Origin of the sequence: Actinomadura oligospora ATCC 43269, assembly GCF_000518265.1 — a bacterium.
Lineage (GTDB): Bacteria > Actinomycetota > Actinomycetes > Streptosporangiales > Streptosporangiaceae > Spirillospora > Spirillospora oligospora.
In genome coordinates, this window is the sequence record NZ_JADG01000023.1 from 45,649 (window position 1) to 70,045 (window position 24,397).

Annotated in this window: 20 protein-coding genes and 1 pseudogene; 13 read left to right on the forward strand and 8 right to left on the reverse strand. The window is 74.1% G+C overall.

Annotation, left to right across the window (positions count from 1 at the left end; translation table 11 throughout):
* Window positions 1–123 precede the first annotated feature (123 nt).
* The gene (locus tag P696_RS0129920) at window positions 124–858 is read left to right on the forward strand and encodes a rhomboid-like protein (RefSeq protein WP_026415214.1); all 735 of its coding nucleotides are present in this window, start codon (window positions 124–126) and stop codon (window positions 856–858) included.
* A 154-nt stretch (window positions 859–1,012) separates the two neighbouring features.
* On the opposite strand, the gene P696_RS0129925 is transcribed toward P696_RS0129920, so the two are convergent.
* Window positions 1,013–2,239 carry a sigma factor-like helix-turn-helix DNA-binding protein gene (locus tag P696_RS0129925; RefSeq protein WP_026415215.1) on the reverse strand — a complete coding sequence of 409 codons (1,227 nt, stop codon included), beginning with the start codon at window positions 2,237–2,239 and terminating at the stop codon, window positions 1,013–1,015.
* A gap of 324 nt (window positions 2,240–2,563) precedes the next feature.
* Here P696_RS0129925 and egtA point away from each other — a divergent pair, with 324 nt between their 5' ends.
* The 4 genes from egtA to egtD are packed head-to-tail and all read left to right on the forward strand — an operon-like array spanning window position 2,564 to window position 6,928.
* Entirely contained in the window at window positions 2,564–3,811 is a 1,248-nt protein-coding gene (egtA, locus tag P696_RS0129930) for an ergothioneine biosynthesis glutamate--cysteine ligase EgtA (RefSeq protein ID WP_245627870.1), read from the forward strand.
* Window positions 3,805–5,139 carry an ergothioneine biosynthesis protein EgtB gene (gene egtB, locus P696_RS0129935; RefSeq protein WP_051468354.1) on the forward strand — a complete coding sequence of 445 codons (1,335 nt, stop codon included), beginning with the start codon at window positions 3,805–3,807 and terminating at the stop codon, window positions 5,137–5,139. The genes egtA and egtB overlap by 7 nt, the downstream gene beginning before the upstream one ends.
* Window positions 5,139–5,942, forward strand: coding sequence for an ergothioneine biosynthesis protein EgtC (gene egtC / locus P696_RS0129940; RefSeq protein ID WP_026415218.1), 804 nt, complete (start codon window positions 5,139–5,141; stop codon window positions 5,940–5,942). Before egtB ends, egtC begins: the two co-directional genes overlap by 1 nt.
* Before the next feature lie 35 nt (window positions 5,943–5,977).
* On the forward strand, window positions 5,978–6,928 hold the full coding sequence (egtD, locus tag P696_RS0129945) for an L-histidine N(alpha)-methyltransferase (protein WP_026415219.1): 951 nt from the start codon (window positions 5,978–5,980) through the stop codon (window positions 6,926–6,928).
* Between the two features lie 25 nt (window positions 6,929–6,953).
* On the opposite strand, the gene P696_RS0129950 is transcribed toward egtD, so the two are convergent.
* Window positions 6,954–8,054 carry an alkene reductase gene (locus P696_RS0129950; protein WP_026415220.1) on the reverse strand — a complete coding sequence of 367 codons (1,101 nt, stop codon included), beginning with the start codon at window positions 8,052–8,054 and terminating at the stop codon, window positions 6,954–6,956.
* A 30-nt stretch (window positions 8,055–8,084) separates the two neighbouring features.
* The gene (locus P696_RS0129955) at window positions 8,085–9,296 is read right to left on the reverse strand and encodes an MFS transporter (RefSeq protein WP_026415221.1); all 1,212 of its coding nucleotides are present in this window, start codon (window positions 9,294–9,296) and stop codon (window positions 8,085–8,087) included.
* A 107-nt stretch (window positions 9,297–9,403) separates the two neighbouring features.
* Here P696_RS0129955 and P696_RS49050 point away from each other — a divergent pair, with 107 nt between their 5' ends.
* A complete protein-coding gene (locus P696_RS49050; protein WP_245627871.1) occupies window positions 9,404–12,565 on the forward strand; it encodes an ATP-binding protein in 3,162 nt (1,053 codons plus the stop codon).
* Here the strand turns inward: P696_RS49050 and P696_RS49055 are convergent.
* Window positions 12,456–13,238: an SGNH/GDSL hydrolase family protein gene (locus P696_RS49055; RefSeq protein ID WP_245627872.1), complete on the reverse strand. Its 783-nt coding sequence runs from the start codon at window positions 13,236–13,238 to the stop codon at window positions 12,456–12,458. The genes P696_RS49050 and P696_RS49055 overlap by 110 nt on opposite strands.
* Window positions 13,239–13,329: 91 nt before the next feature.
* Between P696_RS49055 and P696_RS49060 the strand changes: the two genes are divergently transcribed.
* The gene (locus tag P696_RS49060) at window positions 13,330–14,325 is read left to right on the forward strand and encodes a rhomboid family intramembrane serine protease (RefSeq protein ID WP_084338400.1); all 996 of its coding nucleotides are present in this window, start codon (window positions 13,330–13,332) and stop codon (window positions 14,323–14,325) included.
* Window positions 14,326–14,388: 63 nt separating this feature from the next.
* On the opposite strand, the gene P696_RS0129975 is transcribed toward P696_RS49060, so the two are convergent.
* Both P696_RS0129975 and P696_RS0129980 read right to left on the reverse strand, forming a co-directional pair.
* Entirely contained in the window at window positions 14,389–14,931 is a 543-nt protein-coding gene (locus P696_RS0129975; RefSeq protein WP_026415222.1) for a cysteine dioxygenase, read from the reverse strand.
* Window positions 14,921–15,814 carry an amidohydrolase family protein gene (locus P696_RS0129980; protein ID WP_245627873.1) on the reverse strand — a complete coding sequence of 298 codons (894 nt, stop codon included), beginning with the start codon at window positions 15,812–15,814 and terminating at the stop codon, window positions 14,921–14,923. Before P696_RS0129980 ends, P696_RS0129975 begins: the two co-directional genes overlap by 11 nt.
* A gap of 132 nt (window positions 15,815–15,946) precedes the next feature.
* Between P696_RS0129980 and P696_RS0129985 the strand changes: the two genes are divergently transcribed.
* Window positions 15,947–16,945, forward strand: coding sequence for a LacI family DNA-binding transcriptional regulator (locus P696_RS0129985; RefSeq protein WP_026415224.1), 999 nt, complete (start codon window positions 15,947–15,949; stop codon window positions 16,943–16,945).
* A 4-nt stretch (window positions 16,946–16,949) separates the two neighbouring features.
* On the opposite strand, the gene P696_RS0129990 is transcribed toward P696_RS0129985, so the two are convergent.
* Window positions 16,950–18,443, reverse strand: a complete 1,494-nt coding sequence (locus P696_RS0129990) for an aromatic amino acid ammonia-lyase (RefSeq protein ID WP_026415225.1) — start codon at window positions 18,441–18,443, stop codon at window positions 16,950–16,952.
* Between the two features lie 179 nt (window positions 18,444–18,622).
* On the opposite strand from P696_RS0129990, the pseudogene P696_RS49065 reads away from it, so the two are divergent.
* The 4 genes and pseudogenes from P696_RS49065 to P696_RS0130010 all read left to right on the forward strand — a co-directional run.
* A pseudogene (locus P696_RS49065) lies at window positions 18,623–19,366 on the forward strand (ABC transporter ATP-binding protein); the annotation flags it as partial.
* A 104-nt stretch (window positions 19,367–19,470) separates the two neighbouring features.
* The gene (locus P696_RS49070; RefSeq protein ID WP_026415226.1) at window positions 19,471–20,220 is read left to right on the forward strand and encodes an ABC transporter permease; all 750 of its coding nucleotides are present in this window, start codon (window positions 19,471–19,473) and stop codon (window positions 20,218–20,220) included.
* Entirely contained in the window at window positions 20,217–20,903 is a 687-nt protein-coding gene (locus P696_RS0130005) for an ABC transporter permease (protein ID WP_051468356.1), read from the forward strand. The genes P696_RS49070 and P696_RS0130005 overlap by 4 nt, the downstream gene beginning before the upstream one ends.
* Before the next feature lie 34 nt (window positions 20,904–20,937).
* On the forward strand, window positions 20,938–21,861 hold the full coding sequence (locus tag P696_RS0130010; RefSeq protein ID WP_026415228.1) for an ABC transporter substrate-binding protein: 924 nt from the start codon (window positions 20,938–20,940) through the stop codon (window positions 21,859–21,861).
* A gap of 43 nt (window positions 21,862–21,904) precedes the next feature.
* On the opposite strand, the gene P696_RS0130015 is transcribed toward P696_RS0130010, so the two are convergent.
* Window positions 21,905–22,729, reverse strand: coding sequence for an IclR family transcriptional regulator domain-containing protein (locus tag P696_RS0130015; RefSeq protein WP_157429996.1), 825 nt, complete (start codon window positions 22,727–22,729; stop codon window positions 21,905–21,907).
* A 91-nt stretch (window positions 22,730–22,820) separates the two neighbouring features.
* Here P696_RS0130015 and hutH point away from each other — a divergent pair, with 91 nt between their 5' ends.
* Window positions 22,821–24,365 carry a histidine ammonia-lyase gene (hutH, locus tag P696_RS0130020; protein ID WP_026415230.1) on the forward strand — a complete coding sequence of 515 codons (1,545 nt, stop codon included), beginning with the start codon at window positions 22,821–22,823 and terminating at the stop codon, window positions 24,363–24,365.
* The last annotated feature ends 32 nt before the right edge of the window (window positions 24,366–24,397 follow it).

Consider the following 24,397-nt stretch of genomic DNA (forward strand, 5'->3'; position numbering starts at 1 on the left):
GGCGGGGGTGCGGTGACCGTGGCGGGATCAGGGAGGCGGGACTGGCCGCGCGGTGCGTTCGTGCGGAGGTTTTCCCGGTATGGGCCGTACCACCGGCGCGGCGGAACTAGCCTGCCGAGCGTGATGGGTGGCTTCCTCCGGCGGTACCCGATGCCGCTCCTGTTCCTCGTCCTGTTCGCCTCGACCGGGTTCGTGCAGGTGTCCCTGCTCACCGAGCCCGCTCGCGCGTCGCTGATCGCGTGGGCCAGCACCAACCTCGACAACCTGTCCTGGAATCCGGTCGGCACGCTGCTCACCTCCGCCTTCGTCGCCGAGGGCGAACGGTCCGCGCAGATCGTCCAGCTCGTGACGATGGCGCTCGGCCTCTTCCCCCTCGCGCGCCGGTTCGGCAACCTGCGCGCCGTCCTGCTGGTCGTCGCCGCGCACGTGGCGGGGACGCTGGTCAGCGAGGGGATGGCGGCCGTCCGGCTGGCGCTCGGCTCGGTGGGCGCCTCGGTCCGCGAGATCAGCGACGTCGGGCCGTCCTATGTGCTGTCGGCCGCGCTGGTCGCCACGATCCTGTTCGGCCCGGGGCGGGTGCGGCGCATCCTGGCCGCCGGTGCCCTGGCCACCCTGTCCCCGTACCTGTTCGAGGGCCTGACCAGCCTGGACGTGGCCGCCGTCGGCCACGTCGTCGCGATGGGCACGGGCATCACGCTGGGCGCGCTGATGGCGCGGCGCGACCGCCGCCTCCGGTTCACGCTCCCCGCGCTCGCCAAGATCGGCCCCGGCCCCGCGATGTCGGCGACCTCCGCCGCCTACGCCCGCCGCCGCCACGCCGCCCGCCGAACCCCCCTCCCCGTCCCCACCCCGGCCTGACCTCCGGAAACGCGAACGCCCCCGCCGCGCCGGACCGCCGTTCCGGTGACCGTGGGGCCTGCGAACGCCGGGTCGTGCTGCTCGTTCTGTGCGGCCTGACCTTGGGAACGCCGAACGCCCCCGCCGGTCGGCGGGGGCGTTTTCGGTGCGTGGGTCAGTCGGCGTCCGGGGCCGGGGTGGGCGTGTCGGGGCTGGGCGCGGGGCTCGGCTCAGGCTGGTCGTCCGGCGGTGAGGACGGCGGCGTGGTCGGGCCGGTCGTCCCCGGGTCGGTCGGCGGGGTGCTGCCGTCCGGCGGCGTGGACGGCGGGGTGGTCTGCGGAGGCGTGCCACCCGTCCCCGGCCCGGACGGGCTGGACGGGGTGTCACTGCGCCCTCGGCCGTCGGCCGGAGGCGTCGCGGGCGTGGACGGCGATCCGCCCGCCTGCGGCGGCACGGACGCGGTGCCCGTAGTGCCGTCCTCGGGTGCTCCCGAGGGGCTGGTCCCGATCGTCCGCTCGGTGCCGTTCGGGCCGGGGGCCGTCCCGCTCGCGGACGGGCCGGTCGCGTTGGTCACCGAGGCGGTGCGGTCGGTCCGCGCGGACGGGACGATCGTCCCGTCGCCGTGGCCGCGCACCGACGACCAGGACGCGAACAGGCCGGACACGGCGGCGGCCGAGGCCGCGATGCCCGCGACCACGCCGAACGTCCGGCGGGAACGCCGCCTGGTCGCGGTGGCCGTCCGGTGGGCGTCGGTGCCCTCGGCGGGCGCGCCGAGCGCGGCCGGGCCGATCACGACGAGCGGGCTCGGCGACGTCGTGGTCGGGGACGGCTCGTCCGCCTCGCGCTCGTAGGACTCCAGCACCTCGTCGCGCAGGGCGCCGGGCAGGCCCTCCGGGGCGCGGCGGGCCAGCAGGCGGGGCAGCGTGCCCTTCTCGAACGCCGCGATCACCTCGGCCGCGGCCGTGCCGTCGCCGATCTCGCCGCGCATCAGCGCGTCCAGGACGCCGCGTTCGAGCCGGGCGCGGGCGGTGTGCAGCATCTGCCGGACGGTGTCGGGCGCGAGCCCGAGGACGTGCGCGATGTCCGGGATCTCCAGCCACTCGTCCGCGTCCAGCAGCAGCGCCTCGCGCTGCTCGGCGCGGAGCGCGGCGGCGGCGCGCAGCAGCGGGTCGGCGGCCCCGGCCGCGACATGCCAGGGCCGGTCGAACGCGCCGCGGGACCGGGCCGCCGTGCGGGACAGCGCGTACATCCAGAGCACGACGTCGCCGCGCGGCGGATGCCGGACGGCGGCCACGAACGCGTCGTTCACCGCCGCCGCCGCGTCGTCGCCGAGGAGCGACCAGGCGTGCGCGTACAGGCGGGCGGCGTGCGCGTCGTACAGGGAACCGGGATCCCCGCGCATGTGACCTCCGTTGTGGGCCGCCCTGGTGGGCAGGCTCTGGCGAGCCGATGGGAGCCGACCGGCGGCCGTCCGGCGAAGGGGGCAGTGGCTCAGGACGGACCGGTGGGAGTCGGGACTCTAGTGCATTCCGGAAATGGGTGCGATGCGGGGGTCCGGTGTGTCGCGGAACCGCTCCAGGGGCGGCTGGGGGCGGCCGGGGCGGCTGCGGGGCGGCTTCCGATCTCCGTGCACGGCGGCGCTTCCTGCCTGTTTGGTGTCGGTTTGGGGATTGTTACCTGAATCACATGATTCCTGATCCGTTTCAGCAGGGAAGGATTCGAACCTGTGATCGAGAATTTCCGCCGCCTGCATCCGGACGACGTCCGACGGCACGTCGTCGGGACCTGCTTCAAGACCGGGCCCCCCGGCACCGTCGGGGCCGAGACCGAATGGTTCGTCACCGATCCGCGCGATCCCGGGGCCCCGGTCCCGGCCGCGTCCGTCCGCGCCGCCGTCGAGGGGTCCGGGCCCCCGCCCGGCGGCAGCAAAGTCACCTACGAGCCCGGTGGCCAGCTGGAACTCAGCTCGGCCCCCTTCCCCGGCCTCGCGTCCCTGCACGACGCGCTGGCCGCCGACATCGCCCACATCCGGGACGCGCTGGCGCCCGCCGGGCTGGTCCTCACCGGCCACGGCGTCGACCCGCACCGGCCGCCCGGGTTCCAGGCCGAGCACCCCCGGTACCTCTGCCAGCGCGACTACTACATCGCGCGCGGCTTCACCGAGGCCGGCCCGCAGATGATGTGCTCCACCGCGTCCGTGCAGGTCAACCTGGACATCGGCGCGGACGAGGCGGACGCCGCCCGGCGCTGGCGGCTGGTGCACGCGCTCGGCCCGGTGCTGGTCGCCGCCTTCGCCAACTCGCCGCGACGCGCCGGGCGGCGCACCGGCTGGGCGTCCACCCGGCAGGCCATCTGGGCCGAGCTGGACCCGTGCCGCACCGCGTCGGTGCTGCGCGACGCCGCCGAGAGCCCCGCCGACGCCTGGACCCGGTACGCGCTGGCCGCGCGGGTCATGCTCGTGCGCGGGCCGGGGGACAGCTGGACCAGCGACCCCGGCCTGACCTTCGGCGAGTGGCTCGACAAGGGCGAGCCGACCCTGCGGGACCTGGAGTACCACCTGTCCACGCTGTTCCCGCCGGTGCGCCCGCGCGGCTGGCTGGAGCTGCGGATGATCGACGCGCTGCCCGAGCCGTACTGGACCGTTCCGGTCGCCGTCGCGACCGCGCTGCTGGACGACCCGCGCGCGTCCGCCGCCGCCGAGGCCGCCACGGCCCGCTTCGCCGAGGCCGCCCGCGTTCCGGAGAGGACCGCCCGTCTCAACGGGGCCGGACCCGACTGGTGGGGGGCCGCCGCGCGGCGCGGGCTCGCCGAGCCGGTGATCGCGGACGCGGCGCGCGCGTGCTTCGAGGCCGCGCTGTCCGCGCTGCCCCGGATGGGCGCGTCCGCGCTGGTCCCGGTCGTGGCCGACTACGCCGACCGCTACGTCGAGCGGGGCCTGAGCCCCGCGTTCGCCGAGGAGACCTCCCGATGCTGACCCCACTCACCGCCCCCGGCGCCGCCCTCGACGAGGACGCCCTGAAGGAGCTGGTGGCGACCGAGCTGACCGCCGCCCGCGACCGCAGCCTCGGCCTGACGACCGGGGCGCTGACCCACGGCGAGCTGGTCGAGCAGGTCTCGCCGCTGATGTCGCCACTGGTCTGGGACCTGGCGCACGTCGGCAACTACGAGGAACTGTGGCTGCTGCGCGCCACCGCCGGGATCACCCCGATGCGCCCCGAGATCGACACGCTGTACGACGCGTTCGAGCACCCGCGCTCCGAGCGGCCCACGCTGCCGCTGCTGTCGCCGGACGACGCGCGCGCGTACATCGCCCAGGTCCGGACGAAGGTGCTCGACTCGCTGGAGAAGGTGGCCTTCGACCCGGCGAACCCGCTGACCTCGGGCGGGTTCGTGTACGGGATGGTCGTCCAGCACGAGCACCAGCACGACGAGACCATGCTCGCGACGCACCAGCTCCGCAAGGGCGACGGCGCGCTGCTCGACCGCGCGGCCCCGGACCTGCCGGTCTCGCTCGTCCCGGCGGCGGAGGTGCTGGTCCCGGCGGGGCCGTTCGTCATGGGCGCCTCGGACGATCCGTGGGCCTACGACAACGAGCGTCCCGGGCACGTCGTGGACCTGCCCGCCTACTACATCGACACCGAGCCGGTCACCAACGCCGACTACCAGCGGTTCATCGAGGACGGCGGGTACGACGAGCGCCGCTGGTGGACGGACGCCGGATGGGACTGGCGGAACTCCTCCGGCAAACGCGCGCCCGCGTTCTGGACGCGCGAAGGTTCCTCCTGGGTGCGACGCCGTTTCGGACGCGTCGAGACCGTCCCGCCGAACGAGGCCGTCCAGCACGTGTGCTGGTACGAGGCGGACGCGTACGCGCGATGGGCGGGCAAGCGACTGCCCACGGAGGCCGAATGGGAGAAGGCCGCTAGGCACGACCCCGAAGCGGGCCGGTCTCGCCGCTACCCGTGGGGTGACTCATGGGAAGAGGGACGCGCCAACCTCGGTCAGCGGCTTCTGCACCCGACCGAGGCCGGAACCTACGCGTCAGGTGCGTCCGCCTACGGCGTGCGCAAGCTCCTCGGGGATGTGTGGGAGTGGACGTCCTCGGACTTCCACGGCTACCCCGGTTTCGAGTCGTTCCCCTACAAGGAGTACTCAGAAGTCTTCTTCGGGCCTGATTACAAGGTTCTGCGAGGGGGCTCCTGGGCGACACACCCACTCGCCGTGCGCGGGACGTTCCGCAACTGGGACTACCCGATCCGCCGCCAGATCTTCAGCGGCTTCCGTTGTGCGAGGTCCCTCTGATGTGCCGTCATCTCGGATACCTCGGCCCGGCCCGTCCGCTGCACGACCTCGTGTACGCGGGGGAGCACAGCATGGAGCACCAGTCGTACGCGCCGCGCATGACGAGCGGGAACCTGCTCAACGCGGACGGCTACGGCATCGGCTGGTACCAGCCGGGCCCGGCGGGCGAAGACCCTTCGCACGACGGTCCTGCCCATGAGGGCCATGCCCATGAGGCGTTCCGGTTCCGCCGGTCCCAGCCCATCTGGACCGACGCCTCGTTCCGCGAGGTCGCGCGCGCGGTGTCGTCATCATGCGCCGTCGTCGCGCTCCGGTCGGCGACGACCGGCTTCCCCGTGGACGAGTCGTGCGCCCAGCCGTTCCGCGCCGGGACGCGCCTGTTCAGCCACAACGGCAAGGTCGAGGGCTTCGACGGGGTCGAGGCCAAGCTGCGCGAGCTGGCCGGGGACCTCGCCGAGGTCCCCGACGCCCGCGCCCCCGTGGACTCGGCCCTGCTGTTCGCCCTCGCGGCCCGGCACTGGCGGGAGGGCGCGTCCCTCGCGGACGGGCTCGCCTCGACCGTCCAGGCCGTGAACGGGCTCACGTCCGGCCGGTTCAACCTGCTGGCGTCCGACGGGACGTCGCTCGCGGCGACCGCGCGGGGCGACTCCCTGTTCGTCCGCGCCGAGTCCGCCGGTGAGAGGCCGGACGCGCTGTGGATCGCGTCCGAGCCGCTGGACGCCGACCCCTCCTGGCAGCGCGTCCCGGACGGCTCGCTGGTCGTCGCGGACCTCGCGTCCGGCGTCCGGATCCTGCCCCTGTGACCTTCGCTTCCCGCTCCCACAAGTCTGGAGATTCCGTGGATCTGTTCCTCACGCCCGACGACCTCGCCAAGTCGCTGCGCCGGGACGTCACCGAGGGGCTCGCCGCGAGCCCCAGGACGCTGCCGCCGAAGTGGTTCTACGACGAGCGCGGCAGCGCCCTGTTCGAGGACATCACCCGGCTCGACGAGTACTACCCGACCCGCCGCGAGCGGGAGATCCTGACGGCGCGCGCCGGGGAGATCGCCTCCCTGACCGGCGCCACGACGCTGCTGGAGCTGGGCGCGGGCTCGGGCGAGAAGACCCGGCTGCTGCTCACGGCGCTCGCCGGGACGCTGGAGGGCTACGTCCCGGTGGACGTGTCCGGCGACTTCCTCGGCGACGCCGCCGCCGCGATCGCCGCCGACTACCCAGGGCTGACCGTCCGGCCCGTGGTCGCCGACTACGAGCACCACCTGAACCTGCTGCCGACCGGTGGACGCCGCCTGATCGCGTTCCTCGGCGGGACGATCGGGAACATGCCGCCCGCCGCCCGCATCGGGTTCCTCGGCGGCCTGCGCGCCACCATGGGGCCGGACGACGCGCTGCTGCTGGGCTGTGACCTGGTCAAGGACGAGGAGCGGCTCGTCCGCGCCTACGACGACGCGGCGGGGGTGACGGCGGAGTTCAACAAGAACGTCCTGCGCGTGATCAACCGGGAGCTGGACGCCGACTTCGACCCGGACGCGTTCGAGCATCGCGCGGTCTGGAACGCGGCGGACGAGTGGATCGAGATGCGGCTGCGGTCGGTGCACGACCAGACCGTCCGGATCGGCGCGCTCGACCTGACCTGCGCGTTCGCGAAGGACGAGGAGATGCGCACCGAGATCTCCGCCAAGTTCCGCCGCGAGCGCCTGGAGTCCGAACTCGGCGCGGCCGGGCTGCGGCTCGCCGAGTTCTGGACGGACGAGGCGGGCGATTTCTCGCTCTGCCTCGCCCGTCCGGCGTGACCTCCGCCGCCCGCGCGGCGTGGGGTCATCCCGCGAGCGCGGCGGGGATCTCCGCGAGGGCCGGGTAGTCGGTGTAACCGGTCGCCCCGCCCGTGTACATGAGGTAGGCGTCCCGGACCGGGTTGAGCGGCGCGCCGAGGCGCAGCCGCTCGACCAGGTCCGGGTTCGCGAGGAACGGACGGCCGAGCGCGACCAGGTCGGCGCCCGCCGCCACGAGCCGCTCGGCCTTCGCCGTGACCTCCTCGGTGGTGAGCTCGCCCAGCTGCGGGTTCGCGATCAGGACGGTCGGCCACAGCTCGCGGACGGCCTGGAAGACCGGCGCGTCCGGGTCGGCGTACACGACGTGCAGGTAGGCCGGGCCGATCGCGGCGAGCTCCCGGACGAGCGCCGGGTACAGCTCGCCGGTGTCGTCCTCGCGCAGGTCGTTCGCGGTGACCCCGGGGGAGATCCGGACGCCGACGCGGTCGGCTCCGACGGCGTCCACGACGGCCCGGGTGACCTCCAGCGTGAACCGGATCCGGTTCTCGACCGGGCCTCCGTACCCGTCGGTCCGCAGGTTGGTGTTGGAGCCGAGGAACTGGTGCAGGAGGTAGCCGTTCGCCGAGTGGACCTCCACGCCGTCGAACCCCGCGTCGATCGCGTTGCGCGCGGCGGCGGCGAAGTCCTCCACCGTGCGGCGGATGTCGTCCCCGGTCATCTCGCGGGGGACGACGGCGGGCTGCGGCCCGGACGGCGTGTGGATCGTGTCCGGCAGCGGGACGGGTGAGGGCGCGATCGGGTGCAGGCCGCTGTTGTCGGGGTGCCCGACGCGTCCGCCGTGCTGGATCTGCAGGAACATCCGTCCGCCCTCGTCCCGGACGGCCCCGGTCACGCCGCGCCAGCCGGTCACGTGCGCCGGGCCGTGGATCGCCGGGATGTTCGGGTAGGTCAGCCCGACCGCGTTCGGCGTGGCGGCCTCGGCGACGATCAGCCCGGCGGTCGCGCGCTGCCGGTAGTAGGACTCCATCAGCGCGCCGGGCACGCCGTCGGCGTCCGCGCGGTTGCGCGTCATCGGGGCCATGACCAGCCGGTTCCGCAGGCTGGTGCGGCCGACGCGGGCGGGGGAGAGCAGGGTGTCGTTCAGCATGGCCTTGATGCCTTTCGTTGATGTTCCGTGTCAGCGGGTGGGGAAGGCGTCCCGGCGGGCGATGACGACCACCGCGAGCACCGGGACGAGCAGGACGAGGGCGGTCCAGGGCAGCGCGGCCGCGCCGAACCGGTCGAGCAGGACGCCGCCCGCGACGCCGCCGCCCGCCATGGCCACGTTCCAGAGGGTGACCAGCAGCGCCTGGGCGGCGTCGGCCGCGCCGTCCCCGGCCTTGCCGCCAGCGGTCCCGGCGGCGGTCTGGAGCAGCGTCGGCGCGCCGCCCCAGCCGAGGCCCCACAGGGCCGCCGCGACGTAGACCAGGACGGCCGAGCCGGACAGCAGCGCGAGGACGGCGGCGGCCACGGCCACCAGCAGCACGCTCGCGATCGACAGCAGCCGCAGGTGCCGGTGGATCCGGGCCCCGACGACCGCGATGCTCAGCAGGGACGCGCCGCCGAACACCAGCAGCACCGCGTCGGTCGAGCCGCCCATGCCCAGGCGGTCCAGGAAGGCGGAGACGTAGGCGTACAGGACGGTGTGCGCGAGGACGTAGACCAGCGTGACGGCCAGGACCGGCGCGACGCCCGGGACGCGCAGCACCCGCTGCCCCGGCTCCCCGGATCCGCGCCGCCGTCCCGGGGCGTCCGGCACGGACGCGGCGATCCAGCCGACCAGGACGACCGTGAGCGCGGTCATCGTCCAGAACGCCGTCCGCCAGCCGAGCGCCGAGCCGAGGAACGTGCCCGCGGGGACGCCCAGGGACAGCGCGACCGGGATCCCGGCCATCGCGACGGCGATCGCGCGGCCCTCCTGCCCGGGCGGCGCGAGCCGGCGCGCGTACCCGGCGAGCAGCGCCCAGGCCAGGCCCGCCGCGATCCCGGCCGCGAACCGGGCGACCATCGTCAGCGTGTAGTCGGACGAGACCGCCGTGACGCCGTTCGCGACGGCGAACCCGGCGACGGTCGTGAGCAGCAGCCGCTTGCGCCGCCAGGCCGCCGTGGCGGCGGTGAGGGGCGCGGCGGTCAGGGCCGTCCCGAGCGCGTAGATCGTCACGGTCTGCCCGGCGGCGGACTCGCCGACGCCGAGTCCCGCGCCCATCGCGGGCAGCAGCCCGGCGGGCAGCGTCTCGGTCAGGCTGGTGATGAAGACCGCCGTGGCCAGGGCCAGCAGGGGTGACATCGGCAGCCGCCGCGCGGCGGGCGCCAGTTCGGTGAGCGGTGCGCTCGTCTGTGTGTTGACCATGTCGTCGCCTCCTCAGGTGGACGTGACGACAGTGCCCGGGGCGACTTCGGGAGCGCTGACGGACGGCTGATGGCCGATCCGAATAGGGTGCTGAGGTGCAGTTTGGGGTGCTTGGTCCGGTAGCGGTGTGGGACGACGCGGGGACGCCCGTCGCGATCCCGGAGGCGAAGGTGCGGGCGCTGCTCGCCGACCTGCTCGTCCGGCCGGGCACGGCGGTCTCCGCCGACCGGCTGATCGACGATCTCTGGGGCGACCGTCCGCCCGGGAACCCCGCCAACGCCCTCCAGGCGAAGGTGTCGATGCTGCGGCGCGTGCTGGGGCGGGAACGGGTCGTCCGCGAGGCGGCCGGATACCGGCTGAACCTGGATTCCGCTTCTGTGGACTCCGAGCGCTTCACCTCCCTCGCCGAACGCGCGCGCACGATGGACGACCCACGCGAACGGGCGGCCGTCCTCTCCGAAGCCCTCGGCCTGTGGCGCGGCCCGGCGTTCGCCGACGTCGCGGACGAGGAGTTCGCGCGGACGGCCGCCGACCGCCTCGACGATCAGCGGCTCGACGTCCTGGAGGAGCACGCCGAGGCGCGCCTTGCCGCCGGAGAACACCTCCTCCTCGCCGGGGAACTGGCCGACCTGGTGACGCGGCATCCGCTGCGGGAGCGCCTGCGGGCCGTCCACGCGAAGGCCCTGTACCTGGCCGGACGCCAAGGCGAGGCCCTCGCGTCCCTCACCGGCCTGCGCGAACTCCTCGCGGACGAGCTGGGCGTCGACCCCGGCCCCGACGTGACGGCCCTGCAAGAGGCGATCCTGAAGCAGGACCCGTCCCTCGCGCCCACCCCGTACCGGACCCCCGCCGCGACGAACCTGCCCGGCCACCTCACCGGCCTCGTCGGACGCGACGAGTGCCTCGCCGACGTCGTCCGCCTCCTCGACACGACGCGCCTGGTCACGCTGGTCGGGCCGGGCGGAGTCGGCAAGACGCGCCTGGCCGTCGAGTCCGCCCGCGGCGCGGCGCAGCCCGACGGCACCTGGCTGATCGAGCTGACCGCGCAGCAGGGCGGTGTCGCCGACCTGGCGCAGCACATCGCGGCCGTCCTCGGCGTCCGGGACGAGCTCCCGGGCACGGCGGGCGCGTGGGGAGCCGCCGCCGACCCCGCCGGACGGCTCGCCGCCGCGCTGCGCGACCGGCGCGTCCTGCTCGTCCTGGACAACTGCGAGCACGTGGTCGAGGACGCCGCCGGCCTCGTCGCGTCCCTGCTGGCCGCCGCGCCCGGCCTGCGCGTCCTCGCGACCAGCCGGGAACCCCTGGCCGTGGACGGCGAGACCGTCTACCAGGTCGAACCGCTCGCCGAGGACGACGCCGTCCGGCTGTTCGCCGAGCGCGCCGCCGCGTCCGCGCCGGGCTTCTCGCTCGACCGGGACCGCGCCGCCGTCGCCGAGATCTGCCGCCGCCTGGACGGCATCCCGCTCGCGCTCGAACTCGCCGCGACCCGTGTCCGCGCCCTCGGCGCCCGCGAGCTGGCGGCCCGCCTCGGCGACCGGTTCCGCGTCGTGGCGGCCGAGCGGCGCGGCGTGCCCGCCCGGCAGCGCACCCTCCGCGCCGTGATCGACTGGAGCTGGGAGCTGCTCACCCCGTCCGAGCGGATCGTGCTGAGCCGCCTCGCCGTGCACCGCGACGGCTGCGACCCGGCCGCCGCCGAGGCGGTCTGCGCGGGCGGCGGCGTCCACCCGGACGAGGTGCTCGGCCTGGTCACCCGCCTGGTGGACCGCTCGCTCGTCGTCATGGCCGAAGGCCCGGACGGCCCGCGCTACCGGCTCCTGGAGTCGGTCGCCGCGTACGCGCTCGAGCGCCTGGACGAGGCCGAGGAACTCGCCGCCACCCGCGACCGGCACCTCCGCCACTACCTCGCCCTCGCCGAGACCGCCGAGCCCCTCCTGCGCGGCCCCGGCCAGCGCGCGTGGCTGGCCCGCCTCGACGCCGACGCCGCCAACCTCCGCGCCGCGCTGGACGGTGCGTCCCCTGACGACGCCCGCCGCCTGGCGACCGCGCTGACCTGGTGGTGGCTGCTGCGCGGCCGGTTCCACGAGGCCCGCGGCGTCCTGGCCGAGCACGAGCCCGGCGGCCTGCTGCACACAGCGTTCGCCCTGCTCACCGGCGACCACACGGCGTGCGCTCCGCTCACCGGCGACACGATCGCCGCTCGACCGCACGGTTCCGGACGCGCCGTCTGGCTCTACGCGTACGGCCTGTTCCACGCCGGACGCCCTGACGCGAGCCGCGAGGTCAACGCGCGTGCGCAGGAGCTGTTCACCGAGACCGGCGACCGCTGGGGGACCGCCGCCGCCCTGGCCCTGCGCGCCATCCACGCGATGAACGCGGGCGCCCTCGGCGAGATCGCCGAGGCCGGAGGACGCGCCGCCGCGCTGTTCCGCGACCTCGGCGACCGCTGGGGCGAGCTCCAGACCGTCCTGCCGCTGGCGACGCTGGCCGAGGTCCGCGGCGACTACGACGAGGCCGGACGGCTCCAGAACGAGGGCCTCGGCATCGCCGCCGACCTGGGGCTGCGCGCCGAGGTGTCCGAGCGGCTGTCCGGGCTCGGCCGCCTGGCGCTGCTCGCGCGCGACTGGGGCCGCGCCCACGACCTGCACGAACGCTCACGCCGTCTGGCCGTCCAGCAGGGTTACCGGTACAGCGAGGTGTACGCGCTGATGGGCCTCGCGCTCGGCGCGCGCCGCTCCGGCGACCTCGACGACGCCGAGGCGCGCCTGCTGGACCTGCGGGCCGGGTACGAGTCGTCCCCGCTCGGCGAGCACCTGATGGCCGCTGAACTGGGCTTCGTCGCCGAGCTGCGCGGTGACGCCGACGTGGCTCTCGCGCACCAGCGCGAAGGGCTCGCGATAGCCGTCGACCTGGCCGAACCCCGCTCGCTCGCGCTCTCCCTGGAGGGCATGGCGGGCGCGTTCGCCGTGGCGGGCGACGCGCGCCGGGCGGCGCTGCTGCTCGGCGCGGCCGACGCGGCGCGGCGCGGCGTCGGGGCTCCGCTGCCGTCCGCCGAACGCGCCGACGTCGACCGGATCACCGCGTCCGCCGCGTCCGCGCTGGGGGAGGACGCGTTCGCCGAGGCGTTCGCCGAGGGCGCGCGCCTCACCCCGGGCGAGGCGGTCAGCCGCTGCTCGCCGGATGCGCCAGGCCGACCCTCGCCAGGTCCTGGGCCAGCCGCGTCGCCAGGTAGCGATGGCCGTCCGGCGTCGGGTGGGTCCGGTCCGGCTTGATGAACCGGGGCGCGTTCCCGGTGTCCCGCTCCCGGTCCCCGGTGATCCACTTCTCCGCGAGGGGATCGACGAACGGGATCTTCAGCTGCCCCGCGACCGTCCGCAGGCCGTCCCGCACCGCCAGGGCCCCGGCGGACGGATGGTCGCTGCCCCACAACGGCCCGATCAGGATGATCCGGGTGCGCGGCCAGCGCGCCTTGGCCGTCTGGAGCAGCACGCGCGCCGCGTCCGAGACGTGCGCGGCCGGGAACTTGGCGTCGTTGTGCCCGCCGGACACGACGAGCATCGCGGGCGCGGGACGCCAGCCGAGCTGGTCCTCGAACAGCTTGCTGAACGTGCTGTGCTTCGAACCCGGGTTGACGAACCCGGTCCCGGACCGTCCGCCGACGACGACCTGCCAGCCCAGCAGGCGCGCGGTGGCGGCGGCATAAGTCGTCTCGGGCTGCGTGCCCTTCTCACCGACCGTGTAGGAGTCGCCCAGGAACATCACCACAGGCGCTTCCGTGGCGACCCGGTCGGCCGTCTTGGGCGGTTTCGCCTTCGTCGGCTCGTGCGCGCGCGAAGCGCAGCCCGCCAGGACGAGCGGAACGCAGATCAGCAGGGACGCCGCGCTACGGCGGACGCGGCGAGACGCCATCGACAAACCACCATTGTTCGGGACATTCTCGCGCATCCTAGCGATCGAAACCCCCTCAGAGTGTCGTTTCCCGCCGCTATGATCAGCGGCCCTTCAGCCCAGGACCAGCCTCCCGAACGGAGCCCCGATGACCACCGCCGAGCCCCCGGCCGGAACGCCGACGGACACGCCGGTCGAAACCCCGACGAACCCCCCGGCGGACGTCCCGGCGGACGCCCAGTCCGCAGAGCCCTCCGAAACGCCGTCCTGCTACCGGCACCCGAAGCGCGAGACCTACGTCCGCTGCGTCCGGTGCGACCGCTACGCCTGCCCCGACTGCCTCCGGGACGCGGCGGTCGGCCAGCAGTGCGTGGAGTGCGTCAAGGAGGGCAACCGGAGCATCCGCCAGGCCCGGTCGGTGTTCGGCGGGCGCGTGGGCGGCACCCCCTGGGTCAGCTACACGATCATCGCCCTGTGCGTGCTCGGCTACCTCCTGGAGCTCGCCGCCCCCGGCATCGTGGACCGCCTCGACGCGCTCGGCACCGGCCTGCGCTCCCCGGGCGGGCGCTACTACGTCGACGGCGGCATGGTCCCCCAGGGCTGGACGCAGATCGGCATCGCGCACGGCGAGTGGTACCGCCTGCTCACCTACGCCTTCCTGCACCAGCCGCCCGGCAGCGGCTTCGGCGTCCTGCACATCGCCCTGAACATGTGGTGGGTGTGGACGCTCGGCAGGCAGACCGAGGAGATGCTCGGCTGGGCCCGCTACGCCGCCCTCTACCTGCTGTCCGCGCTCGGCGGCTCGGTCCTGGTCTTCCTGGTCGCGCCCACGACCGGCTCGCTCGGCGCGTCCGGCGCGGTGTTCGGCCTCGCCGCGTCCTACTGGGTGTTCAGCCGCCGCCTCGGCTACGACATGCGCGCCGCCAACCAGCAGACGGTCTACGTGCTGATCTGGCTGGTGATCTCCGCCGGGTTCACCTCCTGGCAGGGCCACCTCGGCGGCTTCCTCGCGGGCGGCGCGGTCGCCCTGGCCTTCGCCTACGCGCCGAAGGCCCGCCGCGCCGTGATCCAGGCCGCCGCCGGGCTCACCGTCCTCGCCCTGCTCCTGGCCCTCGTGGTGGTCAAGACATCGACGCTCACCTGACCGCCGCGCGGTGTGGAGGGCCGTCGTCCTCCACACCGCGAGCCGGTCGGCGGCGGGACCGGCTCAGGCGTCCAGCGGACGCAGCTCGTCCGCGTAGCTGACCGAGACGCGGCGCATCACGCCGTCGTCGCTGATCGAGTACTGGCCGAGCCGCCACAGCGGAGGCGAGTACGCGTGGATCGACACGCTCGACGTCGCCGACCCCACCAGCCGGTGGATGTGCTCGGGCCCGAACGAGAACGACGTGCCCTCGCCCACGCGCACGCGCACGTGCTCACCGCCGATGCGCGGGTTGCACTCCTCCAGCTCGCCCGCCACCACGTGGACGGCCCCGGACGACACGTCGTGGTCGTGCCAGCCGGTGTCGTTCTCCGGCGTCCAGCACAGCAGCCACACGTCCACGTACTCGTCGCGGTAGAGGGACGCGTAGTGGCGCTCGTCGGCGGAGAAGGCGACGTGCTTCCGCCATACTTCGGGCCGCCCGGCCAGGTCGTCCACAAGGCCGCGCAGTTCACGCTTGTCCAGGGCGCGCGCGGGCAGCTCGGGCAGCTCAGGCAGTTCAGGCGAACAAGAATCGCCCTCGGCAAGAACGGCGTCAGACGACATGGGTTCGCTCCTCTCCTCCGAGTAGTCGGTGCGGGTTGGCCACGCGGAAGGCGTGGCGGGCGGCCTCACCGAGGCCGAGGTCTTGGGGATCCGCATAAGGACGGTCGCTGCCGTGCACCACGACGTCCACGCCGAGCGCCCGGACGACGGCGTCGGCGGCGCGCGGCCCATAGGAGGACGTCTCGACGAACGCGTCCCGGTCGATCTCGCCGCGCCCGCCCCCGCGCGCTATGAAACGTTCGCCGTGCAGCGGTGCGAGGCCCGCCAGCAGGGCGAAGCAGACGCGCAGGCGCGGGAAGGCGGGCCGTCCGAACGCCCGGAACGCGTACCAGGCCGCATGCATCTGGGAGACGTACGGGACGACCGCCGCCCACCAGCCAGGCCCTTCGGCGCCACCGGCAGGCCCGGGATGGACGAACAACGGCAGCCCACGCTCTTCGAGCAGGGAGAGGAGCGGCGCGCAGCGCCGGTACCCCTCGGCGTCCAGCAGCGCCGTCGCGGGGAGCTGAAGCCCGACGAACCCGCGATCAAGCTGGACGGCCAGGGCGTCCGCGTCGATCTCGGTCACCCGGGCGGAGGCCCAGGCGCGGAACGGCTCGGGGAGCGCGGCGGCCCCGTCGTGATAGGCGTCCAGCAGCGGATCGGCCTGCTCCGGGGGCAGGAACTCGACGCCGAGGGGCGAGGAGAGCGAGACCAGGGCGAGGCCGAGGCCGTCCGCCCGCGCCAGCCCGGCCCGCCGCGCCACGTCGTGATCGTCCGGATCCACCTCGTACGGGGGCTCCCCGGCGAGGTGGAGCGTCCAGCCGTCCAGGCGCGGCGGGGCGCTCCGGGCGCGCAGCGCGGCGAGCAGGGGAGTGCCCCAGAGGTGCTGATGGACATCCACGCCCGGCACGCGCCGCCCCCGATCAAGCCGCTACTGAACCGCATCAGTTAACCGTTTCAGTGAACCGGTTCAGTGGCTCCACGTCAACCGCCGGAGAGGAAATGACGGCCCGACCGTCTAGGGTTGGGGGGCGTGAGCGACAGGCGGAAGCGCGCGACCATCCGGGAAGTGGCGCAGGCGACCGGCCTGTCGCCCGCGGCCGTGTCCTACGCGCTGCGCGGCATCCAGACCTCCGAGGAGACCCAGGAACGGGTCCGCGCCGCCGCCGAGGAACTCGGCTACGAGGCGCATCCGATCGCGCGGGCCCTGGCCAGCGGGCGCACCGACATGGTCGGCCTGCTCTGCGGCTCCCTCGAGGACTACTGGCAGCAGTCCCTCGCCGTCGGCATCGGCCGGGCCCTGCTCGCCCGCGACCGCTACGCCCTGATCGTCGACGCGGGCGGCGACCCCGAGCGCGAGCTCGCCCTCGCCCGCCGCCTGCGTGACCAGCGCGTGGACGGCCTGATCGTCCAGCCCCTCGACCCCGCCGCCGCCCTCTGGGCCGACCTCGCCGAGACCCTCCCCGTCGTCTCCATCGGCGACGCCCTGCACGGCGGCAAGGCGCAGGGCGAGGTCGTCTTCGACAACCGGCGCGGCGTCACCCTGGCCCTGGAGCACCTCCGCGACCTCGGGCACCGCCGGGTCGCGGTGTTCACCCCGACCCGCGCCAGCACCCCCGACCGGCCCGCCGACGTGCACGTCAACGCCGAGGCCGACCGGCTCGGCCTCGCCGTCGAGGTGGTCGTCGCGCCGCCGTCCCCGGCCGAGACCACCGAGGTCGCGCTGCGCGTCCTCGCGGGCCCGGGCCGGCCCTCGGCGGTGTTCTGCTTCGCCGACTCGATCGCCTACGCCGTCTACGCCGCGACCCGCGAGCTCGGCCTGTCGGTGCCCGGCGACCTGGCCGTCTGCGGCTACGACAGCCACCCCATGTCCGCGCTGCTCACCCCGCCGCTGACCACCGTCGACTGGGACATCGACGGGATCGTCGACGCCGCCGTCCGGCTCGTCGTCGACGTGATCGACGGCAAGTCGCGCACGCGCCGCGTCGTCCGCGAACCGGAGCTGATCGTCCGGCCGTCCACCTCCCCCTGAACCGCTAGTGCTCGTTCGGCGGGAGGCGGGCCAGGTCGGGGACGAGATCGGCGGCGATCGCGATGTCGGCGTCCAGCGGACGGTCCGCCACGCTCTCCGGCAGGACGGCCGTGGCCTGGTCGAACGCCGCCCGCAGCGGCCCCCCGGACGGCGCGCGCCCCTGCATCCGCAGCGCCCGCACCGCCGCGACCAGCTCGCACGCCAGCGTGATCCGGTACGCCGCGACCGCCTCGCCCGTCGCCCGCGCCGACTGCGTCGCGAACCCCGCGTGCTCCTCCAGCCCGCGCGACAGCACCGCGCTGCCCAGCGCCGCCGGGGCCGCCTGCCGCCGGACGTCCGCCAGCGCCGAATGCGCCACGTACTCCAGGATCATGATCCCCGAGGCGGCCTCCACGTCCGCCTGGAACGGCCGCAGCCCCGTGAAGGACGGCTCGGCCAGCGTCCCCAGCCGCGCCGCCGACAGCGCCCCCGCCTGGAACAGCGCGAGCCGCGCCGCGTCCAGCGCCAGGCCCGTCCCGGCCGTGTGGAAGTTGCCGTTGTGCCAGACCTCCACGTCCGCCACGTCCACCAGCGGGTTCTCCGCCGCGCTGTTGATCACCCGGGTGACGGTCGACTCCGCGTGCCGCGCCGCCTCCACCGCAGGGGCATGGACCTGCGGAAACGCCCGGTACCCGTACGGATCCTGGATGCGCGCCGGAGCGCCCGGCTCGTAGGCCAGCAGGCTCCGCATCACCGCCGCCACCTCCGCCTGGACGGGCTGCGCCGCGTGCACTGCGGGCGCGAACGGCTCCCGCGACCCGCGCACCGCCAGCAGCGACAGCGCCGCGATCACCACCGAAGCGGAAAGGGCCGTCCGCAGGTCCGCGACCGCGAGGGCCGCCTCGCCCAGCGTCGCCGCGTTCGAGCTCATGAACGCCAGCGCGTCCGCCGAGCTCAGCGGGAAGTGCGGGCCGCGCGCGAGCCCGGCGTCCGGGGACGCCCCGGCCCCGCCGTCCAGCCCGCCGTCCAGCCAGGCCCGCTCGCCGATCAGGCACAGCGCCGTCGACGCCAGCGCCGTCAGGTCCCCGGTGCCGATCGCGCCGTACACCGGGACGGGCGGCAGGACGCCCAGGTTCAGCGCGTCCGCGAGCGCCTCCAGCACCCCCGGATCGACGCCCGAGCCGCCCGCCGCGATCTGGTTCGCCCGGACGACCAGCATCGCCCGCACCACCTCGTCCCGCACCAGCGGCCCGGCCCCCGCCGCGTGGCTCCGCATCAGCCGCAGGCCGTGCGCGTCCGCGTCCTCCCACTCGACCTCGACCGCCCGGTTGGCCCCCACCCCGGTCGTCCGGCCGTACACCGGCCGCCGCTCGGCGACACGCCGGACGGTGTGCCACGCGTCGCGGGCCCGCGCAAGCCCCGCACCGGATATGGCGATCATCACGTCCGCGCGGGCCGCGCGGGTGACCAGATCGCAGGTGAGGGACGTCCCGTCGAGCTCGATCCGGCTGTGTACCACGGCGCTGCGCCCTTTCTCGTGTTTTCAGGTCGATAACATCGCCTGATCTCGGGTTGACCCGGCCGGGCAGGTGCCGGAGATTGTCGGTTGTCTAAGGTTGGGTGGATGCCGGTACCCATAACCCCTTTGTCAGCGAGTGGAACGGCGTCACGGCGGCGCCCGAAGAGGACGTGAATCGTTTGATCACCTTCACGGGCGTCACGAAGCGGTACCCCGACGGGACCGTCGCCGTCCACGACCTGGACCTGGAGATCCCGGCCGGGCGCATCACCGTGCTCGTCGGGCCGTCCGGCTGCGGCAAGACCACCACCCTCCGCATGGTCAACCGGATGATCGACCCGACCACCGGGACGATCACCGTCGACGGCCGCGACATCCGCGAGGTCGACCCCCCGAAGCTGCGCCGGGGGATCGGCTACGTCATCCAGCAGGCCGGGCTGTTCCCGCACCGCACGATCATCGACAACATCGCCACCGTGCCCTACCTGCTCCACCAGGACAAGAAGCAGGCCCGCGCGCGTGCCCTCGAACTGATGGAACGGGTCGGCCTGGACACCGCGCTCGCCAAGCGCTACCCGTCCCAGCTGTCCGGCGGCCAGCAGCAGCGCGTCGGCGTCGCCCGCGCCCTGGCCGCCGACCCGCCGATCATGCTGATGGACGAGCCGTTCAGCGCCGTCGACCCGATCGTCCGGCACCAGCTCCAGGACGAGTTCCTCCGCCTCCAGAGCGAGGTGGAGAAGACGATCGTCTTCGTCACCCACGACATCGACGAGGCCGTCAAGCTCGGCCACCGCATCGCGGTGTTCCAGGTCGGCGGCGTCCTCGCCCAGTACGCCACCCCGGACGAGCTGCTCGCCAATCCCGCGAACGACTTCGTCCGCGACTTCCTCGGCGGCGACCGCGGCATCCGGCGGCTCCGCTTCGTCCAGGAGCTCGACGCCGAGGCCGCGGCCGAAGCCGCCGTCCAGGCCGCGGACGGCGGGCCACCGCCGCCGACGGACGACGAGGCCGCGACGGCGGGCGAGCGGTGAGCGCCGTCCTCTCCCCGGTCGCCGTCGGCGACAGCGGGGAGCCCCTGATCCGCTGGGACTGGATCGGCCGCAACTCCGACATCATCACCCACGCCCTCAACGACCACCTCGTCCTGGCGATCGTCCCGGTGCTGGTCGGCCTGGCGGTCTCGCTGCCGATCGGCCTGCTGTGCGCCCGCTACCGCTGGCTGTACGCGCCGGTCGTCGGGATCACCAGCGTGCTCTACGCCATCCCGGCGATCGCGCTGTTCGTCGTGCTGGTCGCCTTCACCGGCCTGACCCGCACCACGGTGATCATCCCGCTCACCCTCTACACCCTGTCGGTGCTGGTCCCCGCCGTCGTGGACGGCATGGACTCGGTGCCCGAGCACGTCCGGCAGGCGGCCACCGCCATGGGCTTCGGCACGCTCCGGCGGCTCGTCCAGGTCGAGCTGCCGATCGCCGTCCCGGTCGTGATGGCGGGCCTGCGGGTCGCGACCGTCTCCAACATCAGCCTGGTCTCGGTCGGCGCGCTGATCGGCGTCGGCGGCCTCGGCCAGCTGTTCACCGACGGCTTCAACCGCGACTTCACCACCCCGATCGTGGTCGGCATCGCGCTGATCATCGCGCTGGCGATCGTCGCGGACGTGCTGCTCCTGATCGTCCAGAGGGTGCTCACGCCCTGGGCGCGCGCGGGCGGTAGCAGGCGGACGGAGCGCCGTGCCGTCCGCGCCGAGCTGGCCACGCCCGAGGAGGCGGCCCTGTGAACGCGATCCTCGAGGCGATCCGCTGGTTCTTCCACGGCGAGCAGTGGCACGGAGCCGACGGCATCCCGCACCGGCTGACCGAGCACCTCTGGTACTCCGGCCTCGCCTTCCTGATCACCGTGGTGATCGCGTTGCCCCTCGGGCTGCTGCTCGGGCACGTCCGGCGCGGCAGGGCCGCCTCGTTCTTCGGCTTCTCGGTCATCGCGTCCGCCAACGGCGCGCGCGCCCTGCCCACGCTCGGCCTGCTCATCCTGGCCGTGCTGGTCACCTCGTCCAGCCTGGTGCCGACGCTGATCCCGCTGATCGTCCTCGCCATCCCGCCGATCCTGGTGAACGCCTACACCGGCGTCCAGCAGGTCGAGCCCGGCCTGCGGGACGCGGCGGAGGGCATGGGCATGACCGGCACGCAGGTGCTGTGGCGCGTGGAGGCCCCGGTGGCGCTGCCGCTGGTGCTGCTCGGCCTGCGCACCGCCGCCATCCAGATCGTCTCCACCGCGACCATCGCCGCCTACGTCGGTCTCGGCGGCCTCGGCCGGTTCATCGTGGACGGCCTGAAGCGGCAGGAGTACTCCAGCACCGCGGGCGGCGCGATCCTCGTCATCCTGCTCGCCTTCCTCATCCAGTTCGTCTTCTCCCTGCTGCGCCGCCTCGCGGTCTCCCCGGGCCTGCGGCGCACCTCCTGACACTGACTGAAATTTCCGGCCGAAAGGACTGTTCATGTTCTCCAAGATGCGCGGTGCGACCGTGCTGCTCGTGGGCGCGCTGGCGCTGTCGGCCTGCGGTGGCGGCGGTGACGACGACAAGAACCCGCTCGGCGGCTCGTCCGGCGGCGGCAAGGGCGGAACCCTGGTCATCGGCACCGCCGACTTCCCCGAGAGCCAGGCCCTCGGCGAGGTCTACGCCCAGGCGCTGAGCGCCAAGGGCATCAAGGCCGAGACCAAGGTCGCCGGGACGCGCGAGGCGTACTACAAGGCCATCCAGAGCGGCCAGCTGGCGATCGTCCCCGAGTACAACGGCAACCTGCTGCTGCACGTCGACCCGAAGGCGACCGCCGCCACGACCGAGGAGGTCAACTCGGCCCTCGGCCAGAAGCTCCCGTCCTCGCTCGGCGTCCTCGACTCGGCCAAGGCCGAGGACAAGGACTCGGTCGTCGTCACCAAGGAGACGGCCGACAAGAACCACCTCAAGACGATCGCCGACCTCAAGCCGATCGCCGGGAACACCGTCTTCGGCGGCCCGTCCGAGTTCAAGACCCGCGTCTCCGGCCTGGTCGGCATCAAGGACAAGTACGGCATCGACTTCAAGGAGTTCAAGGCCCTCGACACCGCCGGCCCGATCACCGTGGCGCGCCTGAAGCAGGGCGCCATCCAGGCGGCGAACCTTTTCTCCACCGACGCCGCCATCACCAAGAACAGCTTTGTGGCGCTCGAGGACCCGAAGAACGTCTTCCCCGCTCAGAACGTCACCCCGCTGATCTACCGCAGCAAGGTCACTGCCGACGCCCAGGGTGTTCTCAACGCCATCGCGGCCAAGCTCACCACCCAGGACCTCCTCGAGATGAACTCGAAGATGTCCGTCGACAAGGCCGAGCCGCGCGACGTCGCCAAGGACTGGCTGAAGAAGGCCGGAATCACCTCCTGAAACACCTGAGAAAAGGGCCCGCGCGCATCGTGCGGGCCCTTTCTCATTGCTGGCGGCCGCCGAGGCGGGTGGTGAGGTCGGCGGCGGTGCGGCGGACCTCGGCGGCGAGGTCCGGCCAGGTGTCGTCGGGACGGGTCTCGCGGCGGAAGGTGACGGTGATCGCGGCGGTGGGGTGGCCGGTGTGGTCGAACGAGCAGGCCGCGATGGACGCGAAACCCTCGGTGACCTGGCCGTCCTCGGCGGACCAGCCGCGCCGGGCGTCCGCGGACAGGACGCGGCGCAGCTCGCGCAGGGACGTCGGGCCACGGCCGGTGCGGTCCACGAGCGGCCCGGGGAACAGGGCGCGGACCTGGGCGGCGGGCAGGTGGGCGAGCATCGACAGGCCGCTCGCGGTGAGCTGGGCGGGCAGCCGGACGCCGACGTCGGTGACCAGCGGGGCCTGCCGCCGCGCGGGCTGCTCCTTCAGCAGGTAGAGGACCTCCGCGCCGTGCAGGACGCCGAGCTGGGCGATGTCGCCGGTGCGGTCGACCAGGCGGCGCAGCAGGGGGCGGGCGAGGCGTTCGAGGGGGCCGTGCCGCAGGTACGCGGAGCCGATCTCGAAGGCGGCGACGCCGAGGCCCCACCGCCGGTCCTCGGGGACGTAGGAGACGAAGCCGTCCTCGGCCATGGCCGTGAGCAGGTGGTAGGTGGACGACCTGGGCAGGCCGAGCCGTCCGGCGATGGCGGACGCGGGCAGCGGGCCCGCGGACTCGGCGAGCAGCCGCAGCACGGCGAGCGCCCGCCGCGCCGCCGGAACCTGCCCGCCGCCCACTGCAGAGCCCTTTTCTCTGCCGGGCGCGGGGTCGTCTGGGGCGGGGTTCACGGTCATTCGCCCATTGTCTCGTATCTGAGACAGTAGGGGCCGCGCGCGGGTCGCCGGGGAGCGGTCCGCGCGCTGCAATGGGGGTATGAGTTTCGGCATGGGGGACACAGGCATCCAGGTCGGACCGGAACCGCTGACCTTCGCGGAGGTCGTGGCGGTGGCCCGGGACGGCGCGCGGGTCACGCTGACCGACGAGGCGCTGAAGGCGATCACCGAGGCGCGGGCCGCGATCGAGGAGCTGGCCTCCCGTCCGACGCCCGTCTACGGGGTCTCCACCGGCTTCGGGGCGCTCGCGACCCGGCACATCGCGCCGGAGCTGCGCGCGCAGCTCCAGCTGAACATCGTGCGGTCGCACGCCGCCGGGTCGGGCCCGGAGGTCGAGCGGGAGGTCGTCCGGGCGCTGATGCTGCTGCGCCTGCACACCCTGGCGACCGGCCGGACGGGCGTCCAGCCCGCGACGGCGCGGGCGTTCGCGGCGCTGCTGAACGCGGGGATCACCCCGATCGTCCACGAGCACGGCAGCCTCGGCTGTTCCGGCGACCTCGCGCCGCTGGCGCACTGCGCGCTGGCGCTGATCGGCGAGGGCCAGGTCCGGGACGCCAAGGGTGACCTGCGGGACGCGGCGGACGCGCTCGCCGAGGCCGGGATCGAGCCGGTCACGCTCGGCGCGAAGGAGGGCCTGGCCCTCCTGAACGGCACGGACGGCATGCTCGGCATGCTGGTCATGGCGATCATGGACCTGCGGAGGCTGCTCACCGCCGCCGACCTCGCCGCCGCGATGACCGTGGAGGCGCTGCTCGGCACCGACCGGGTGTTCGCCGCCGACCTCCAGGCGCTGCGCCCGCACCCGGGCCAGGGCGTCTCGGCCGCGAACCTGCGGGCGCTGCTCGCCGACTCGCCGATCATGGCGTCGCACCGCGGCCCGGACTGCACCCGCGTCCAGGACGCCTACTCGCTGCGCTGCGCCCCGCAGGTGAACGGCGCGGCCCGCGACACCCTCACCCACGCCGAGCTGGTCGCGTCCCGCGAGCTGGCCTCGGCCGTCGACAACCCGGTCGTCCTGCCGGACGGGCGCGTCGAGTCGAACGGCAACTTCCACGGCGCGCCGATCGCGTACGTGCTGGACTTCCTGGCCGTCCCTGCCGCGGACGTCGCGTCGATGTCGGAGCGCCGCACCGACCGGCTGCTCGACAAGGCGCGCTCGTTCGGGCTGCCGCCGTTCCTCGCCGACGACCCGGGCGTGGACTCCGGCCTCATGATCGCGCAGTACACGCAGGCCGCGATCGTCAGCGACCTGAAGCGCCACGCGGTGCCGTCCTCGGCCGACTCGATCCCGAGCTCGGCGATGCAGGAGGACCACGTGTCGATGGGCTGGAACGCCGCGCGCAAGCTGCGCAGGTCCGTGGACGGCCTGACCCAGGTCATCGCCATCGAGATCATGGCCGCGGCCCGCGCGCTGGAGCTGCGTCCGCCGCTGCGTCCGGGCCCGGCGACGGGCGCGGTCGTCGAGAGGCTGCGCGAGCGCGTCCCGGGCCCCGGCCCGGACCGGCACCTCGCTCCGGAGATCGCCGCCGCCACCGAGCTGGTGCGGGACGGTTCGCTCGTCGCCGCCGCCGAGTCCGTCACCGGCCCGCTCTCCTGACAGACCACAGGCCACAGGCCAACTGCCCGACC